At 42.5% G+C, this 17975-nt stretch carries 19 protein-coding genes; 3 read left to right on the top strand and 16 right to left on the bottom strand.

Translation table 11 applies throughout. The annotated features are described in order from the left end of the window. Positions 1–19: 19 nt before the first annotated feature. From lepA to gpr, 3 genes are all read right to left on the bottom strand, one after another. Positions 20–1828: a translation elongation factor 4 gene (gene lepA, locus ACTNC6_RS09300; protein WP_173742799.1), complete on the bottom strand. Its 1809-nt coding sequence runs from the start codon at positions 1826–1828 to the stop codon at positions 20–22. Positions 1829–1927: 99 nt separating this feature from the next. After that, positions 1928–3070, bottom strand: a complete 1143-nt coding sequence (locus ACTNC6_RS09295; protein ID WP_303242129.1) for a stage II sporulation protein P — start codon at positions 3068–3070, stop codon at positions 1928–1930. Between the two features lie 58 nt (positions 3071–3128). Then, complete coding sequence (gpr, locus tag ACTNC6_RS09290; protein WP_441034049.1) at positions 3129–4031, bottom strand: GPR endopeptidase; 903 nt, start codon at positions 4029–4031, stop codon at positions 3129–3131. 301 nt (positions 4032–4332) lie between these two features. Between gpr and rpsT the strand changes: the two genes are divergently transcribed. Further along, the gene (gene rpsT, locus ACTNC6_RS09285) at positions 4333–4596 is read left to right on the top strand and encodes a 30S ribosomal protein S20 (RefSeq protein WP_019160715.1); all 264 of its coding nucleotides are present in this window, start codon (positions 4333–4335) and stop codon (positions 4594–4596) included. Between the two features lie 74 nt (positions 4597–4670). Here rpsT and holA read toward each other — a convergent pair whose 3' ends face one another. From holA to ACTNC6_RS09230, 11 genes are all read right to left on the bottom strand, one after another. Next, entirely contained in the window at positions 4671–5654 is a 984-nt protein-coding gene (gene holA / locus ACTNC6_RS09280) for a DNA polymerase III subunit delta (RefSeq protein ID WP_019160714.1), read from the bottom strand. A 56-nt stretch (positions 5655–5710) separates the two neighbouring features. Continuing rightward, a complete protein-coding gene (locus ACTNC6_RS09275; protein WP_441043931.1) occupies positions 5711–6631 on the bottom strand; it encodes a ComEC/Rec2 family competence protein in 921 nt (306 codons plus the stop codon). Positions 6632–6666: 35 nt separating this feature from the next. Next, positions 6667–8052, bottom strand: coding sequence for a ComEC/Rec2 family competence protein (locus ACTNC6_RS09270; protein ID WP_441043930.1), 1386 nt, complete (start codon positions 8050–8052; stop codon positions 6667–6669). Between the two features lie 11 nt (positions 8053–8063). Continuing rightward, the gene (locus ACTNC6_RS09265) at positions 8064–9011 is read right to left on the bottom strand and encodes a GerMN domain-containing protein (protein WP_441043929.1); all 948 of its coding nucleotides are present in this window, start codon (positions 9009–9011) and stop codon (positions 8064–8066) included. 11 nt (positions 9012–9022) lie between these two features. Continuing rightward, entirely contained in the window at positions 9023–10447 is a 1425-nt protein-coding gene (locus tag ACTNC6_RS09260; protein WP_019160711.1) for an ATP-binding protein, read from the bottom strand. A 98-nt stretch (positions 10448–10545) separates the two neighbouring features. After that, positions 10546–11238 (bottom strand): response regulator transcription factor, encoded by a 693-nt coding sequence (locus ACTNC6_RS09255; RefSeq protein ID WP_019160710.1) that lies wholly within the window; start codon positions 11236–11238, stop codon positions 10546–10548. A gap of 10 nt (positions 11239–11248) precedes the next feature. Next, positions 11249–12022, bottom strand: coding sequence for a helix-hairpin-helix domain-containing protein (locus tag ACTNC6_RS09250; RefSeq protein WP_441043928.1), 774 nt, complete (start codon positions 12020–12022; stop codon positions 11249–11251). Between the two features lie 141 nt (positions 12023–12163). Continuing rightward, entirely contained in the window at positions 12164–12598 is a 435-nt protein-coding gene (locus tag ACTNC6_RS09245; RefSeq protein ID WP_441043927.1) for a DMT family transporter, read from the bottom strand. Between the two features lie 197 nt (positions 12599–12795). Beyond that, entirely contained in the window at positions 12796–13383 is a 588-nt protein-coding gene (locus ACTNC6_RS09240) for a GGDEF domain-containing protein (RefSeq protein ID WP_441043926.1), read from the bottom strand. A 229-nt stretch (positions 13384–13612) separates the two neighbouring features. Beyond that, entirely contained in the window at positions 13613–13753 is a 141-nt protein-coding gene (locus ACTNC6_RS09235) for a hypothetical protein (RefSeq protein WP_441034063.1), read from the bottom strand. A 26-nt stretch (positions 13754–13779) separates the two neighbouring features. Continuing rightward, entirely contained in the window at positions 13780–14154 is a 375-nt protein-coding gene (locus tag ACTNC6_RS09230; protein ID WP_441034065.1) for a response regulator, read from the bottom strand. Positions 14155–14411: 257 nt separating this feature from the next. Between ACTNC6_RS09230 and ACTNC6_RS09225 the strand changes: the two genes are divergently transcribed. Beyond that, positions 14412–14936 carry a LytR/AlgR family response regulator transcription factor gene (locus ACTNC6_RS09225; RefSeq protein ID WP_441034067.1) on the top strand — a complete coding sequence of 175 codons (525 nt, stop codon included), beginning with the start codon at positions 14412–14414 and terminating at the stop codon, positions 14934–14936. Positions 14937–15027: 91 nt separating this feature from the next. Then, positions 15028–15672 carry a sensor histidine kinase gene (locus tag ACTNC6_RS09220; RefSeq protein ID WP_441043925.1) on the top strand — a complete coding sequence of 215 codons (645 nt, stop codon included), beginning with the start codon at positions 15028–15030 and terminating at the stop codon, positions 15670–15672. Positions 15673–15898: 226 nt separating this feature from the next. Here the strand turns inward: ACTNC6_RS09220 and ACTNC6_RS09215 are convergent, their stop codons facing one another. After that, on the bottom strand, positions 15899–17089 hold the full coding sequence (locus tag ACTNC6_RS09215; protein ID WP_441043924.1) for an aspartate aminotransferase family protein: 1191 nt from the start codon (positions 17087–17089) through the stop codon (positions 15899–15901). Then, complete coding sequence (argB, locus tag ACTNC6_RS09210) at positions 17076–17972, bottom strand: acetylglutamate kinase (RefSeq protein WP_020993510.1); 897 nt, start codon at positions 17970–17972, stop codon at positions 17076–17078. The genes ACTNC6_RS09215 and argB overlap by 14 nt, the downstream gene beginning before the upstream one ends. Positions 17973–17975 lie beyond the last annotated feature (3 nt).

Below are 17975 nucleotides of genomic sequence, written 5' to 3'. Positions count from 1 at the left end.
CTATTCTTCTGTGCGGTTTTTATTTATCATCCAGCTTCAGTACACTCATAAAGGCTTTCTGCGGGATTTCCACATTACCTACCTGGCGCATACGCTTCTTACCTTCCTTCTGTTTCTCCAGAAGTTTCTTCTTACGGGAAATATCACCACCGTAACATTTGGCAAGAACGTCCTTACGCATAGCACGTACCGTTTCTCTTGCAATGATCTTGCTTCCGATGGCAGCCTGGATTGGAATTTCAAAAAGCTGACGCGGAATCTCATCCTTCAGTTTCTCGCACATCTTACGGCCTCTCTCATAGGCAGTATCTGCATGTACGATAAAAGAAAGAGCATCCACCTCTTCTTTATTTACCAGAATATCCAGCTTCACAAGTTCACTTCTCTCATATCCACAGAGTTCATAGTCCAGGGAAGCATAACCTCTGGAACGGGATTTCAGAGCATCAAAGAAATCGTAGATGATCTCATTTAATGGAAGCTTATATTTCAGAAGCGCACGTGTTTCCTCCATATAATCCATTCCCAGATACTGTCCTCTTCTCTCCTGACAGAGATCCATGATGGCACCGATAAATTCTGTTGTTACCATGATCTCAGCATTTACCATAGGCTCTTCCATATATTCGATCTCTGACGGATCAGGCAGATTGCTTGGATTCGTCAGATTGATAACTTCACCATTGGTTTTGTGTACCTTGTAGATAACACCGGGTGCTGTAGTTACAAGGTCAAGGTTATATTCTCTTTCCAGACGTTCCTGAATAATTTCCAGATGAAGAAGTCCCAGGAAACCACAGCGAAAACCAAATCCAAGAGCTACAGAAGTCTCCGGCTCATAGAAAAGAGAAGCATCGTTAAGCTGAAGTTTCTCAAGTGCATCTCTTAAATCTCCATATTTAGCACCGTCTGCAGGATATAATCCGCAATATACCATAGGATTTACTTTTTTATAGCCCGGAAGTGCTTCTGCACATGGTCTGTCCTTATCTGTAACTGTATCACCTACGCGAGTATCACCAAGGTTTTTAATGCTGGCAGTAATGTAGCCTACCATACCTGCTGTCAGTTCCTCGCATGGAATAAACTGACCTGCACCAAAGTATCCTACTTCTACAACCTCTGTGGTAAAGCCTGTTGCCATCATATGGATCTGGGTGCCTCTTTTCACACGTCCATCCATAACACGGCAGAATACGATAACGCCTTTGTATGCATCGTAGATTGAGTCAAAGATCAGTGCCTTCAGTGGTGCATCTACATCACCATGAGGTGCCGGGATCTTTGTCACGATCTGTTCAAGCACTTCTTCTATATTAAGTCCTGTTTTGGCAGAGATTCTCGGAGCGTCATGAGCTTCAAGGCCAATGACATCTTCAATCTCATTTACTACACGGTCCGGCTCTGCACTTGGCAGATCGATCTTGTTGATAACAGGAAGAACATCCAGATCATGGTCAAGTGCAAGATATACATTTGCCAGTGTCTGGGCTTCGATTCCCTGTGCTGCATCTACTACCAGAATCGCACCGTCACAGGCTGCAAGGCTTCGGGATACCTCATAGTTAAAATCCACATGTCCAGGGGTATCAATGAGATTAAAGATATATTCTTCCCCATCTTTGGCTTTGTATACAATACGCACTGCCTGGGATTTGATGGTGATCCCGCGCTCTCTTTCAAGTTCCATGTTGTCCAGTACCTGTGACTGCATTTCACGTTCAGTCAAAGTTCCGGTCATTTCGATGATTCGGTCGGCAAGAGTGGATTTGCCATGGTCTATATGTGCAATAATACAGAAATTTCTGATTTTGCTCTGATCTATCATTCAGGAATTCCCTCCTAAGTTCTTTCTTAATCTACTGTAGTTGTTGGTTTTGCTAATTTTGTATTATAGCATATGGGGGAAGGGTTTGTCATCTACTTCTTATCCCTGCAAGACTTTATTGAGGATGTAAGCAAATGGTTCCATGGCGTTTTTTACTTCCTGGACAGTATTGGTCTGTGCACCGGCTTCCAGAAGGATGGAACGGGGGCGTAAATGAAGGTTATAACGATAGCCTGCAAGGTAGATTCCCCTGTAAAATTCAGGATAATATTGGGCTGTCTGGTATTCCAGCTGAAAAGAAAATGCCAGGTTTTGCTGTATGTATGGATTTGGAAGATATTCCAGTGAACCTTTAGCTGTAGTGTAGCTCAATCCATTATAAAAAAGGATCTGAGCTGTAGGTTTTCCATTAATCTCTGTTACAAGGTGGCGGTCCTCGGGAACACCATCTCGATGGAGGTCTATGATCACCTGGATATCCGGATTTTCCTGAAGATAGGGTTCCAGATAATCCCGGGCATAATCATAGGCAGCACTGCGATCCAGTTCCCCTCCTGCCATGTCGAACTGTTCTTTGAGATGGACAACCTGATATCCATAATTTTCTGCAAGAAGCTGTGTCAGATAATCTCCCACTCCTACAATAGTATCCGCTTCTTCCCCTTCTCTGGAATCTGCAAATGTTTCCTGTGAATGACTGTGATAGATTAGGATCTGGGGTGTATCTGTGTCTTTTGAAATTTTAAAATCCTGTTTCAGAAAATCTTGAGCATTCAGCTGTGCAGGATTGGTTTCTGTATTGGAATCTACAATATAAAACTGTCCCAGCAGATAATCATAGTCAGCCAGCAGATCAGGAGACAGATCAATTGCCGGATCAGGAACTGCTGTTGAAATAGTCTCCCGGGAAGTATTCTTTTTTTCAGTCTTCTTGGTTTTCTGTTTCTTTGTTTTCTGCTTCTTCTTGCTTTTGGAATTTTTCTTCTTTTCCTTCTCTGAAATTGAAGTTTGCTCTTCCTTCGCCTTTTGTCTCAGATATTTTCCATTTTCACTGGCAATGGCCTCATAAGTTTTCTGATCACCATACTGGTCTATTTCCCGGGATTTCTTTTCCAGAAAACGATACAGCGGCAGATGCCTGTACACATTTTTTCCTGTAAAAACAGGCTCTGGCACAATTGTCAGAATTGTAAAAAAGCACAGACTCAGCAATATTCCAAGCGCTTTCTGAAATCTGGTCACATGATCACCTCTCAGGAGAATCCTATGACAAACTTTCCTTAAATATACTTCTGACCTGTCAGCAAAAAGCCAGATTCAGCCCCTCTGAAATAGTAAAGCTTAAATATTTTACAGTTTCATCCACATCCTTTGGTGTTACAAACATGGTATGAAGATGAGGTGAGATCATTTCCTCCAGAAATTCCTTCCGTTCGGCCTCTTCCAGGACATCCAGCAGATGGGCCATGGAATCATGAACAATCGTTGCTGCATCTACCACTGTAGGAACTCCGATTCCGATCACTTTTGTCTGTAAATTTTTCTCTGTCAGTCCAATTCTGTGATTTCCAACGCCGGATCCCGGATGGATTCCTGTATCTGTGATCTGTATAGTTCTGTTTAACCGTCTGGTACTTCTGGCTGCCAGCGCATCTATGGCAATTACCACATCCGGTCTGGTCTCTGCCACAATTCCTTTAAGGATCTCGGAGGTTTCCATTCCTGTCTGCGCCATTACACCGGGAATAATCCCACTGATGCGGTGCATCTGTTCTTTTCCCAGACTCTTTAATCCGTATTCCTTTATCATATGTCTTGTGATCCGGAGATTTTCCACCACATGAGGTCCCAGAGAATCTGCTGTGATAGCCGAATTTCCCAGCCCTGCTACCAATATGGACGTTTCCCGTTCCAATGAGATCAGATTTCTGAGATGTGTGGCAATTTCCCGGGAAATTTCTCTGTGATAATCCTCATCCGGCATAGAAAGCCCCGGGGCTTCTATTGTAATATAATTTCCCTGAGGTCTTCCCATTGCTTTGGCACCGTTTTCTGTAGTTATTTTTACCACTGTAGTCCGAATATCCTTTTCCTCATCATAATTCTCACGAACCTCAACGCCCCGTATTTCCATATTTTTTTCTGTAAACTGCTCCCTGGCTTCCAGTGCCAGGTCTGTCCGGATTTCGTAACTTCCCAACATAATTTTCCTCCTGTGTATCTAATGTACTCTCAAAGTCTTTATTGCCATTTACACTGGATTCCCTGCGAAGTGCAAATTTATTTTTACATTGTCATTTTCCACGTTTTCATGATAAATTATACACTGTCACAAATATGTTGTATTTTCCTCTATAATAATATGATTTTTTCTTTATTTTAGGTCAAAAATATATTGACAAGTCAAAAAAACTGTAATAATATATATAAGCATGTTCATAGGAACGCCCGTGTCTGTTTCTATGACAGGACATTTAAATCGAATAAAATTGGAGGTGTACGAATTGGCTAACATTAAATCTGCTAAGAAAAGAATTTTAGTAAACAGAACAAAAGCAGCTAGAAACAAATCTATCAAATCTGCTGTTAAGACTTCTATCAAAAAAGTTGAGGTTGCTGTAGAGAACAAGGATAAAGCAGCTGCAGAAGTAGCATTAAAGGATGCAGTTTCTACAATCAGCAAGGCTACATCTAAAGGTGTTTACCACAAAAACAACTGCGCAAGAAAAGTTGCTCGTTTATCCAAAGCTGTTAACAGCATTGCATAATAATATATTTTAGATTTTAATTATAAGCTTATGATTAAAAGAGACAGCCATCACCGTCATGTGGCTGTCTTTTTTTATGCTTTTGAACTGTATTTGATGATCAGCAATTCTACACTGAGCTTATCCTCCAGCCTGCCGGTTTTTACAGCTTCTTCTGCATCCACAAAATCTTCTACTGCACATTCCAGCTCTGAGACCGTATAGGCCCGGGCGCATGAAAGAACGTTGCGAAGGGCAAAAACCGGAATTCCAAGTTTAGAAGCGATCTCAGTTTGCCCAAGACCGGAAGCTGTAAATTGTTTGGCCAGAAGAAGCTGTCTGTATTGTCTGGCAAGAAGAAAAAGAATACGCATAGGAGGCTCCTTCAGAGTAAGGAGATCATAATAAAGCTCCAGGGCCCGTTTTTGATTTTTCTCCGTTACTGCACGCACCATATCGAAAATACGGTTCGTGGTCTGAGTCGTACAAATCTCTTCAATATCTCCCCCAGTGACAACATCCCGTCCTTCTGTGTAGCAGATCAGCTTTTCAAGCTCCATGCGCAGGTTTCCCATGTCTGTACCTGTTTTTGTCAGAAGCAGCTCCATATCCCTCTGTGTAATTCTTTTTCCGGCTTTTCCCAGAAGTCCGGCTGCCCAGCGCATCAATGTTTTCTCATCCTGTCTGATAAATTCCGCGATAGCCCCACAGGACTTCACCGCTTTATACATACGGCTGCGCTTATCTACCTCTGATTCTACAAATACCATACAGAGATAATCCGGAAGCTCCTTCATGTACTCTGCCAGTTCCTCACATTTATTTTTGAAAAAGCCGGTATCCTCCAGAATAATCACTCTTCTGTCTGCAAAAAAGGGCATAGTTTCACACAGATCAATAAGCTGACGGATATCAATGCCTTTTCCTTCATAATGCGCAAAGTTCATAGTATCTCCGTCTGGATTCAAGGCTTTTTCCAGATTTGTTTTATACTGCTGCTTCAGATAAGCTTCTTCTCCATATAAAAGATATGCTTTTCTGAAATTCCCTGTTTTAATGTCTTCCTGTATATTTTTCAATAGTCTTTACCAGCCATTTCTGTTCATTTTCTTTCAGTCTAGCGGAAATCTGAAGATCAGTCAATAACAAACCTCTGTACTTTCATTTTTTCCTCATCAACTTCCACTATCACTGCTCCACTTCTGTCTGTCCTGCAGATTTCAGTTCCTGCATTCTCCAGGCGGCGGAGTGTTTCCGGTGAAGGATGCCCATAGGTATTAGAGGCGGAACAGGAAATTACTGCCAGCTCTGGTTTTACTACATTCAGAAATTCTTCGCCTGTAGAATACCGCGAACCATGATGGGCTACTTTTAGAAAATCCACATCCTCCAGACGGTGGGCACTCTGAAGTTTTTTCTCTGTTTCCATACCAATGTCTCCTGTAAAAAGCCCCTTGAATTTCCCATATTCCAGTTCCATCACCATGGCTTCCTCATTCACATCCTCCCCCACAGCACCTTTTTCCGGCCAGAGAATATCCAGCTGCGCATTTCCATAACAGATCCTGTCTCCTGCCTTTACCTGAAGCACCTGCACATCTGCAGTCTGCGCAAGCTCTCTCAGTTTCAGATAATTTTCCGTTTCTTCTTCCCAGTCCGGCAAAATCAAATGATCGACCCTTATGGAAGTGAGCCCCTTCCCCACATACTCAAGAATTTCCTCTGTACCACTGATATGGTCTCCATCTGTATGGGAAATAAAAATCCCATCCAGCCTGGATATGCCCCTGCTTTTCAGATAAGGCAGGATCTGATACTGTCCCACAGCACTTTTGTTGCTGCTTCCTCCGTCAATAAGCAGATTCCAGGTTCCTTCAATCTCCAGTACAATGCCATCCCCCTGGCCCACATCCAGACAGGCAATCCGCAGATTTGGTTTTGCCCTGTACCCCAACAGCCAAATTCCAAACCCAAGTATCCCGACACACAACATTGGAAGCTTCCATCTGCGTATACGCACCCTCTGTATTCTCTCTATCCGTTTTTCATACATCATTGTAAAATACTGCGCTCTCTAATATATAATAAATTTCAGCTTATGGAATTCTCTTTCCCCATACAATAAACTCTATATATCCATATGCTCCCACCCACCAGCAAATAATACCCTGCAATCTGCCAAATCTGCGGTTTTCCTCCCACCCAGGTACAAAACGGAAGCCTTCCGGCAGCTATACATATCCATTCATAGGCCCCAAGCACCACTCTGCCCGGAATAGCTGCCAGCCAGGATGCCCTCAGGCTGAAAAGTCCCATCAAAGCTGCTGCAGTCCCACTTCCCAGCACCACTCCCACTGTAGGAAGTACCAGTAAATTCAGAAAAATCCCTATCACCGACACTTCTCCATAAAACCACAGCACAATGGGAAGTGTGGTAAGCTGTACTACCACAGATGCCAGAAAGCTTTGCCGGAACTTTCCGCCTGTGCTTTTCCTTTTTTCTGCTCTTTCCATTCCTTCCCATATCAATGGCCATATACATCCAACTCCTGTCACAGCACCAAAAGACAACAGAAATCCCCCGTCCAGCATATATGCCGGACTTTCCACAAGAATCAGGATTGCAGCCACAGCCATGGCTGTGGGCAGATCATAAATCCGTCCGACAATCTTCGCTCCTACAGACAGCAAAAACATGGTCACAGCTCTCATTGTGGAAACTCCGCCTCCTGTCATCATTCCATACTGAACCATGATCACCAACGCCAGCATCCCGGCAGGCCAGATTCCCAGACCTATCCATTTCAGGAAATTATAAAGCCCCAGACCCAACAGGCTGATGTGTAGTCCCGAAATAGCCAGAATATGAATGATTCCGCCCATCTGGTAACGCATTTTCAGTTCCGGATCCAGATTGGTCTTGTCTCCCAGAACAATTGCTTCAAAGGCTCCCGCCTCACTGTCACAGACAGTTTCCAATATCTCTGTAAATCTTTCTCTCAGACTGATCAAAAACTGTCCATATACAGAATGGGTCCGGGATTGCTTCTTTATTATTGCTTTTTTCAATGCATAATAAATGTGTCTGCAGGCATTGTAATTTTTACTGTTAAATTCGCCTGGATTACGCGTACCTTCTATTTCCTCCAGTTTTCCGGACACCAAAATCATACTTCCTGCCTTTGGCAAATCACCGGGAAGCTTCTTATTTTTCATATAAACTTTTACTTCATCAATGGAAACTTTTTCAGAATTGTAAATAAGATATGTATTTCTCAGATATATAGATTGATAATTTTCATTTTCCTGGCACCTGACCACCTCCCCGCAGATAGTGGATTCCGGGTGCTTTTTAATCCATGTCTGTACAGGTTCCGGCAGAGGATTTCCACTTGTCATGGAAAACCCCAGCCAGTCTGTCACACACAGAAAAACAACCAGAAGCAGGCACAGGATACAGACAGGCCGTCCCCTCATTGCATGCCTCCTTATTTTGTCTCTTTTTCATCAACTACAAGCTTGTCATTTCTCTCATAAAAACGATATAGAGCCATTTTCTGGCCAAAAGTGTCTAATTTTTCTTTTTCCCCTACAGTAATCTGCACTTTATCTGCATCCACTGCATCCAGCAGAGAATTCACCACTGAATATACTGGAATCTTCTCTGACACCTCCAGTGCATAGGAGGAAAACACCTGATCAAATGCCACATAGCATACTCCGTCTGCAATGGTTACATTCAGAAGCTCCGTATTCTCCGGAATGGCAGGATAATGTCCTTTTTCCATGGGTCCCTTCATCAGCTGTTCCAGAATGATCCGTTCCCTTGGAATTGTACGCTTATATCGCACAGTTCTCTGTTCCTTTACCAGGTGGGTTCCTTCCTTATCTGTAAAATACAGAGTAAACGTATTGCTGCAATAGGCATCCGGCTCATTTCCTGTAAATTCTGCAAAGGTATCCTCAGTCATATCTCCCACCGGATTTCCTCTGGAATCCAGAAGTTCTTCATTCTCTACAGTAAAGCGCACTGCTGTGATCCCAGGCACCTGCAGAAAAGACTTTACTACTCCTGCACGTACCAAAATTTCCCTTGCAGCACTCATATCCTTGTAGCTGCTGTTAAAATTCACAACCAGAACAGGAGCTTCAACACTGTAATTCATCTGAAGTTCATCCGGCAGAAGACTTATGGCTTCTTTTCCGGACTCTTTGTTATTCATCCGCTGCATCATATCTTTCAGCATATATTCTGCCGTGCTTTCCTCCGGCGTATAAGCTTCCCTGACCAGAGCCGTCTCATCCCCGTTAATATCATACAGATAGTATTCGGCAGTATTATTTTTATCCTGATCCTCCTGTACCTCTACAGAGCATCCTGTGAGAAGGATTCCAAGCAACAGTACAGTAAAAATCCCGTAAATCAATCTCTTCACAACAGCACCTCCTAGGACGCAATATAAGACAGAGGAATGCGAACAGAAAAAGTAGTCCCTTCCCCTTCTTTACTGAATACTTTGATTGCTCCGTGATGCATGGCAATGGCACTTCTTGTGATGGCAAGTCCAAGTCCTGTTCCGCCGATTTCTTTGGAATGTGACTTATCCACACGGTAAAAACGTTCAAAAATCCTCTCAATACTGTCCTCAGGAATTCCCATACCGGAATCTGCCACAGTTACATAAAAATATTTATGATCCGCATCCAGAGATACCCTGACCCATCCATCATCTACATTGTATTTAATACCATTTTCTACCAGATTGCTGATGGCAAGAGTAAATTTTACTTCATCCACATCTGCTTCCACAGGACGGAAGCAGTCCAGGATCAGATCAATATTCCTCTTGTCTGCAATAGGACGTAATCTCTTCAAAATGTCCTCCAGCAGCTGATTGATATCCATATGGGTAATGTTCAGATCTGCCGCCTTTTTATCCATTTTTACCAATGACAAAAGATCTGTGATAATCTTATTCTCCCGGTCAATCTCCGCTGTGATATCTCCCATAAACTCCTGATAAAGCTCCTCCGGAACTCCCTGCTGTCCCACCAGTGAATCTGCCAGAACCTTCATGGAAGTCAAAGGTGTTTTTAATTCATGAGACACATTTGATACAAACTCCTGACGGGATTCATCCAGGATTTTCATCCTGTTCACCATCTTATTGAAAGCATCTGTGATCAGCTCAGTTTCTGTATAATCAGGTACGCTGATGGCATCATCCTGCATACCGTCCGTAAGATCCTCTATTGCTTTGGTAACTCTTGCCAGTGGTTTTACAAGGATCGTTGACAGCAGCCATGACAGGAAAATAGAAAGCACTACAATAATACCAATCAGCATCATTCCTTTCTGCTCCAGTTCAGCCATCATATCTCCGATCTCAATGGTAGAAATGGTCATCAGCATCACACCCTGTATCTGCTGTACATCCGGGCTTTGTACAGGGACTGCAACCTCCAGCACTTTACTTTTCAGATCAAAATTGCTTGCTTTTTCTCCTTTAAAACACTTCACTGCAAGAGAGCTGAGAAGTGTTTTTCCCTCTTCTGTGTGAAACGTATCTCCTACAATCTTAAAATCCCTGTCTGCCAGAAGGACACGACCATTGTAAAGGTCTGCAAACATTTCCAGCTTGGTATTTACAGTCTGAGAGCCGGTATCATTCAGATAATTCTCCTTAATGATCAAATTGCACAGGATCTCACTCTGATCCTGCACCGTCTCCGTAAGCATGGAAACTGCACGATCCTGATAATTATGAAGCATCGTATAGGTCACAATCACGCTGGGTACAATTCCAAGAATAATTAAGATAATCAAAATACGAAAACGCAGACTTTTGAAAAAATTTGTTCTCTTTTTCATTTTGCCTAACCTCGTTCTCTTTTGTCATGTTAATTTAAAAAGCACAGCAGATAATCAGTTATCATACTGTGCCAGTTTCTTCATTTCATTCTGACAGATCATTGTGCCTGGAAATAATAGCCCACGCCCCATTTGGTATGCACATATTTCGGCTCACTTGGATTGGTCTCAATCTTCTCACGAAGGCGACGGATATGTACATCCACAGTACGGACATCTCCCGGATATTCATATCCCCAGACAATATTCAACAGATTCTCACGGCTGTATACTTTATTGGGATTGAATACCAGAAGTTCCAGAACATCGAATTCCTTTGCAGTAAGGTTAATTTCTTTTCCTGCAATAAATACACGTCTTCCCTCACAGTCCATGTGGAGATCTCCAACCTCAATTGTCTTTGCCTTTTCTTTCTCATCGTGGTCACTTCCGGCACGGCGCATAATAGCTTTAATACGGGCTTTTACCTCCAGAATATTAAAGGGCTTGGTAATATAATCATCAGCGCCATATTCCAGACCCAGGATCTTATCCATATCCTCACCCTTGGCAGTAAGCATGACAATAGGCACATTGGAGAATTCACGGATCTGCTGACATACCTCCAGACCGTCCATCTTTGGAAGCATCAGATCCAGAAGAATGATATCGTATTTTTTCTCCTTGGCTTTCTCCACTGCCTCCTCACCGTCATAGGCGCAGTCAACCTCCATTCCATCCTGCTCCAGGCTGAAACGGATTCCCTTTACAATTAACTTCTCATCGTCTACTACCAAAACTTTCCTGCTCATCAGCTTCTCCTTATCCTACTACTATGTCATCTTTTATCTTTTCAAATGTACCTTCCTTGATGCCCGATACATTCATAATGTCCTCAATTGTTGCAAATGGTCCATTCTCTTCCCGATAGGCAATAATCGCCTTCGCTCTGGTATCCCCGATTCCACTTAACGTGGTCAGGCCTGACTCATCCGCTGTATTTATATTAACCTTTCCATTCTGTTCCAGGCCTTCGCCTGTCACAGTACCTCCGGCTGTTTCCTGAATCTGTCCGGTTCCGTCAGCACTCTGCCCTGGCTTCAGGTTCATCTGTGTCTGCTCCTCCCGGGTCAGTATATAAAGCTGTTCCCCGTCTGTGAGAATGCCGGCACGATTTACGCAGGTCTGCGCTGCCTCCGGTAAAAATCCACCGGCTGCTTCTATTGCCTGGAAAACCCGGCTTCCCTCTTCAAACTGAAACACACCCGGATTCACCACTGCTCCACAAATATCCACATAAATCTTACTCTTTTCTGGTTTCTCCTGCTGAGAAACCTCTGTAGCTTCTGTCTCAGGTTCCCGAACCTGTTCTTTTTCAGAATGCTTTTCCTTTTTATCAGTTTCCGTCTGCTGTTCCTGTCCTTCGGAGTCTGCTTTCTGCGCTTCCTCAGCATCTACCTCAGCCTTTGCCTCCTGAAATCCATCGATGAGAAACTGTGCTTCTTGATTTTTACATCCTGTCAGAGCTGTAAAAATCAAAAATAACACTGCCATCATCAGACAGCACAGACGTTTTTGATTTCTGTTTTTCCGCAAGGTTCTCTCCTCCCCTTTCAAAGTCAGAGTCCCCTTGTCCATAATGCCATACTCTATTGTAACGAAATCTTAACGTTTTTACAATAGTAATTTTAAAAAATTCCTATCTCACCCTGCAATAACAGCACCTATTCTTTCCCGTCAATTTTCCCATTTAAATATTACAATTCCGGCTATTGCAATAAGCAATCCCATTACCTTACTCCATTCAAATGGTTCTTTATCTACCCCAAACAACCCGGCCAATTCAATTACATAAGCAACTGCCAGCTGCGAAATAACGATCAGCATTGCTGCCTTTGCCGGTCCAAGTGCTCCCATACTCTGGATTACTGTAATTGTAATAAACGCTCCGATCACACCACCAAGGAGTGTATATTTATTGTCCACCTGCCAAAGTGCAGCCACACTTTCCCGTCCTGTGAAAAGCCAGGCCAAAACACAGACTGCAAAAGCCGACAGCTGCACCCATCCGGTTGATACCCAAAGGCTGGTCTGCTTTGTCACTTCCGTATTAAAAACACCCTGAATGCTCATCAGTGCTCCCGAAATCAGCGCCACTATAAATCCCCACATAAACTTCCCCTCCTGATAACCTGATAAATTACAAAACAGTTTTCATTTTCTTATGTCGAAAAGAGGCACCGCTGTTTAGCAGTACCTCTTTTATTCTTTATTATTAGTTTATTCTGTTTTACAAATATTATTCCGACTGATTTTATGCAGTGACAGCTAGCATTCACTCCCTGATTGATAACGATATTTTTATTCGGTTACAGTTGACCCGGTTGCATCCGAATAGAATTCGACATTTCCTCCCCGTAAATTACAGCGCTGCAGCCTTTCTGCTTTTTACTCTGATACATTGCCCTGTCATCCTTTCTGTACAGCTGATCAAAAGAAACCCCTTCATATCCATTATAAAAACACGCACCCAGACTTATTTCTATGCTCTTTCCCTGCATCTCTATGATATCAATCTGTCGGATATTTTCAAAAAGTCGTTCAAAAAATTTCTCAGCTACTGTTCTCTCAAACATTTTCGGCATAAATATTGCGAACTCATCACCTCCGAGCCGCAAAACCACATCACTGTCACGACATGTTTTCTGTAACTTCTCCGCAACAGCTATGATCACCTTATCTCCTACAGAATGCTCGTAGGTGTCATTGATGGATTTAAATTTGTCACAGTCGATCAGGCAAAGCAATCCTCCTGTTTTTTTCTTTAAAAATTCAGTAATCTTTTTTTCTCCGCTTCCACGATTACATAATCCTGTCATAAGATCTGTCTGCGCCAGATAAATCAGCCTGTTCTCACGCTTTTTTTCTTCTTCTATACACTCAATACAGAAAAGCACATGCAAAAGTTTTCCATCTTCATCGTAGTCTACAGGAATAAACCTGCTTCGGCTTCTCCCATTTTAAAATCTTTTCCCAAATATTCCAGAACCTGATCTGTCATTTTTACAATGTGATATCTTTTTGTCTGCACATCAACCAAATGCATAGATGTATAGATTTTGGAAAGCGACGAATAACTGCTGAGCTTTGCCTCTTTATTTGACTTTATAAATGAATTACGCATTTTCAAAAATGAGATAAGAAGCTTTCCTCTGTCTGCGTTTCTTCTACCTGTGTTTCCTCTGCACGTACCATATTTATTGACGGTTCAGATGTTGTAGCTGCTATAAAAGCGATCATTGCAAGAATTAAAGCTCTTTTCTTCATAATTGTTTTCCTCCTGAGTGTTTTTGTCATATTACATTTCTGCGTTCAAACCAGATGGAGAGTCCTTCTTTTATTTTCTGCTCTTCCACAGGTTTCATAAAAAAATATTCTATCCGCATCCTGAACGCATGAAGCGAAAAATCAAGATCACTGCACCAGATGATCCCACATTTCGGATATAGGGAACGGAGATGTTCTGCCGCATTCAGCCCGGACACCCCTGGCAATGCAAGAAACACCACTGCCGGTACTGTTTTTCGTGTCCGCCCAAAAAACTGTTCCTGATCCTGATAGATTTCAATCAATGGAAAAACTTTCTTTTCTGTACAGTAATTTCTGATGTATTCCGCACAGTTCTGTCCTTCCTGTTCCTGATCAGTCAATATGGCAATACAATACACGACATCCCTCCTCTTCCATTCGATGTACTCCCATTTGTTATTCTCATTATAAAAAAGTCAGAAATTTTTTCAATAATTCTGTCACGAAACGACAAAAAATGACACGAATTGCAAATCTATGATATTGTTTTGTGATATATTGTTATCAGAGCGTTTTTGAAATAGCTACACCACTTGCTCGTCTGCGGCTATAGATTGTACAGATGAAAAAGTCTCAGCAGGCGAAATTTTATAAATATATATAAGGAAGATTTACTATGAGAATTGCAATTGTTGATGATATTTCAAAAGAACGGACACTGCTTCGCAACAGACTGGAATCTCAGTTTTCCAGGCGCAATGTCCACGTAGATATATTTGAATATGAAAATGGAGAAACTTTCCTCTCTGCAGCGAAGGAATGTCCTTTCACGGTAGTGTTTCTGGATATTTATATGAATGGTTCTAACGGGATTGATACAGCAAAAGAACTTCGCAGATCAGATACTGACTGTCTGCTGATCTTTACAACAACTTCCACTGACCATGCTTTAGAAGGATTTCAGGTCCGGGCTCTGCATTATCTTGTAAAGCCCTACAGTGAAAATGATATTTCCGCACTGACAGATGAAATCCTTTCCCGCATCCCGGATTCCGGGAAATACATAGATGTAAAGGTAAACGGCAGCAATATTCAGATTCCCTTCCGGAAAATAATCTACGCAGAGCATTTTTCCCATATGATCCACATCCACACTGCCGGCGAAAAGGAACTGGTCACCCGTCAGTACTTTGATTCCTAAATACCGCAGTACTTTATATACCGAACGGATCCTGCAGTGCTATATTGTTTTCAGTCTTGTACTGCTCATAATCCTGCTCATGTTTTATGCCATGTTTCTTATAATGGCAGTCAGCCTGAACAGAAATGCCAGACTTCAGCAGGAGAACCATTTTCTTTCCCTTCAACAGGAAAGATACGAGAATCTCTGCATGGCCATTGAAGAAGCAAGGCAGGCACGTCACGATATCCGCCATCATTTTGTCCGTCTGTCCGCTCTGGCAGAACAGGGTGACATAGAAAAAATTAAAGAATATCTCTCTGCTGCAACCGGCAAAATCTCTGACTATAATCTGCATTTCTGTGAAAATCAGGCTGTTGACAGTGTTTTCGGATATTATTCCACCCTTGCCCAAAGAGAAAACATTCCTTTTCATGCAATGGTTTCCCTGCCTGCTGATCTTTCCATAGATGAGATCAATCTGTGCCTTGTGTTCTCCAATCTGCTGGAAAATGCCATCCAGGCAAGCGTGAAAACAGTACCCGCCCGCAGAAAGATTAATGTGGAAGTTTATCCCCACCATAATCATCTCCTTCTGATCCATGTGGAAAATACCTTCGATGGCAAAATACAGCAAAAAAACAATATTTTCCAATCCTCCAAACACTCCGGAAACGGAATAGGAATCGAATCTGTCCGCCACATTATCGACAAAAACGGCGGTGCATGCAGTTTTTTCTGTTCCAACAGCAGCTAACCTGTATTTACTTATACTATCCATACGGGCACTGGAATCAGCCTTTTATTTATACAGCTCCCTTAATCGGGATGCATACAAATGTCAATTTTTATTCGACTCTGTCCGAGTCAGTTGCAACCGAATAAAATTTTCAAGATTCATATCTTCTGTAAAAAAAGAAGGCCATTGCAAAACGCAACAGCCTTCAAAATTTTCCACAATTTTATTAATTCAACTACCAAAATTATTCCATGCACTCATCCAGAATTGCAGCCATCTTGTCGATGTGTTCTTTTGTGATCACAAGCGGAGGTACGATTCTCAGTACATCACTGCCTGCAGAAATCACCAGCAGTCTTTTTGCAAGAGCAGCCTTTACAACTTCACCAACAGGGCGGCCCTGGATCACGATTCCCTGCATAAAGCCCATGCCTCGTCTTGTTGCAGCGCATTCATGTTTTGCAACAATTTCATCCAGTTTCTGTTCCAGATATGGAGTCATTTCCTGTACATGTTCAATGATCTTATCATTCTCATAAATATCAAATACCTTGCTGACTGCAGCACATACAAACGGGTTTCCGCCGTAAGTTGTACCATGGTCACCAGGTTCCAGAGAAGCTTTAGCTGCCTTCTCACCCAGTACAAATGCGCCTACCGGCACACCACATCCAAGAGCCTTGGCACTTGTCATAATATCCGGCTGAACACCATATGCCTGCCATGCAAAATAATAACCGGTTCTTCCCATACCACACTGAATCTCATCGAAGATCAGCATAATATCCTTCTCATCACAGATCTGGCGCAGACCTTCCAGAAATTCTTTCCTTGCCGGATAAATACCGCCTTCACCCTGTACAACTTCAGTGATGATCGCGCAGGTCTTATCTGTAATCTGAGCCTTTACACTCTCCAGATCATTGAAATCTGCAAACTTCACACCGCCCATCAGAGGCTCGAAGGGCTCTCTGTAATGAGCAGTTCCTGTTACGGAAAGAGCTCCGATACTTCTTCCATGGAAGGAATGGTTCATGGCAATGATCTCATGATCTGCATGTCCGTCACGTACATATGCATATTTCTTAGCTGCTTTTAAAGCACCTTCGATTGCTTCTGTACCACTGTTAGTAAAGAATGCCTTGCTCATTTTACTTGCCTTTACCAGCTTCGCACCTGCCTCGATAATCGGCTCATTGTAATATAAGTTGGAAATATGCATCAGCTTATCGATCTGCTCTTTTAATGCTTCATCATATCCCGGATAATGATATCCCAGAGAATTTACAGCAATACCTGCTGCAAAATCCAGATATTCCTTTCCCTCGGAATCATATAAATAACATCCCTGTCCTTTTTCAAAAACAACAGGAAAACGATTATAAGTGTGAAGGATACTCTCTTCAGATTCCTTCATCTGTTCATTCATGTTCATTGTAATATTTCTCCCCGTCTTCTCTCAGAATCGCAGTACCAATACCTTTGTTTGTAAAAATTTCCAGCAGTAAACTGTGAGGAATTCTTCCGTCAAGGATATGGACTCTGTTAACTCCTTCTTCAATGGCATCAATACAATTTTTCAGCTTCGGAATCATACCTCCGCCTACATAACCGTCATCAATCAGTTTCTGTGCTTCATCTACATGAAGTTCAGAGATCAGGCTGGACGGATCATCCTTGTCTTTATAAACACCTTCAATATCAGAAAGGAATGCGAGCTTCTCAGCATGAACAGCCTCTGCAATGGCACATGCCGCATCATCCGCATTAATATTATAAGTAGCGAACTCATCGTCATAACCTACCGGGAAAATGATCGGCAGGAAATCTTTCTCCAGAAGATCTTCCAGAATCTTCGGCTCAACCTTTGTAACTTCGCCAACAAATCCGATGTCTCCGCCCTCTGTCTGTTTCTTGCGGCATTTCAGCAGACCACCGTCTTTACCGCTGATACCAACAGCATTTACACCAAGAGATTCCACCATGGCAACCAGTTCCTTGTTCACCTTCGCAAGAACCATCTCTGCGATCTCCATAGTATCTTTATCTGTAACACGAAGACCGTTAATAAATTTCGGCTCCATACCTACCTTGCCAACCCAGCGGCTGATCTCCTTACCACCACCATGAACGATGATCGGTTTGAAACCAACCAGCTTCAGAAGAACAACATCCTTAATCACATTCTTCTTCAGTTCATCATCCAGCATGGCACTTCCACCGTACTTTACAACTACGATTTTACGATTAAATCTCTGAATATAAGGAAGCGCCTCGATCAGCACCTCCGCCTTGTCCAAATATTTCTGATTAACCATCTG

It is taken from the genome of Blautia sp. HCP3S3_C4 (genome assembly GCF_052064095.1).
Lineage (GTDB): Bacteria > Bacillota > Clostridia > Lachnospirales > Lachnospiraceae > Blautia_A.
This window is presented reverse-complemented; position numbering and strand designations above follow the sequence as displayed.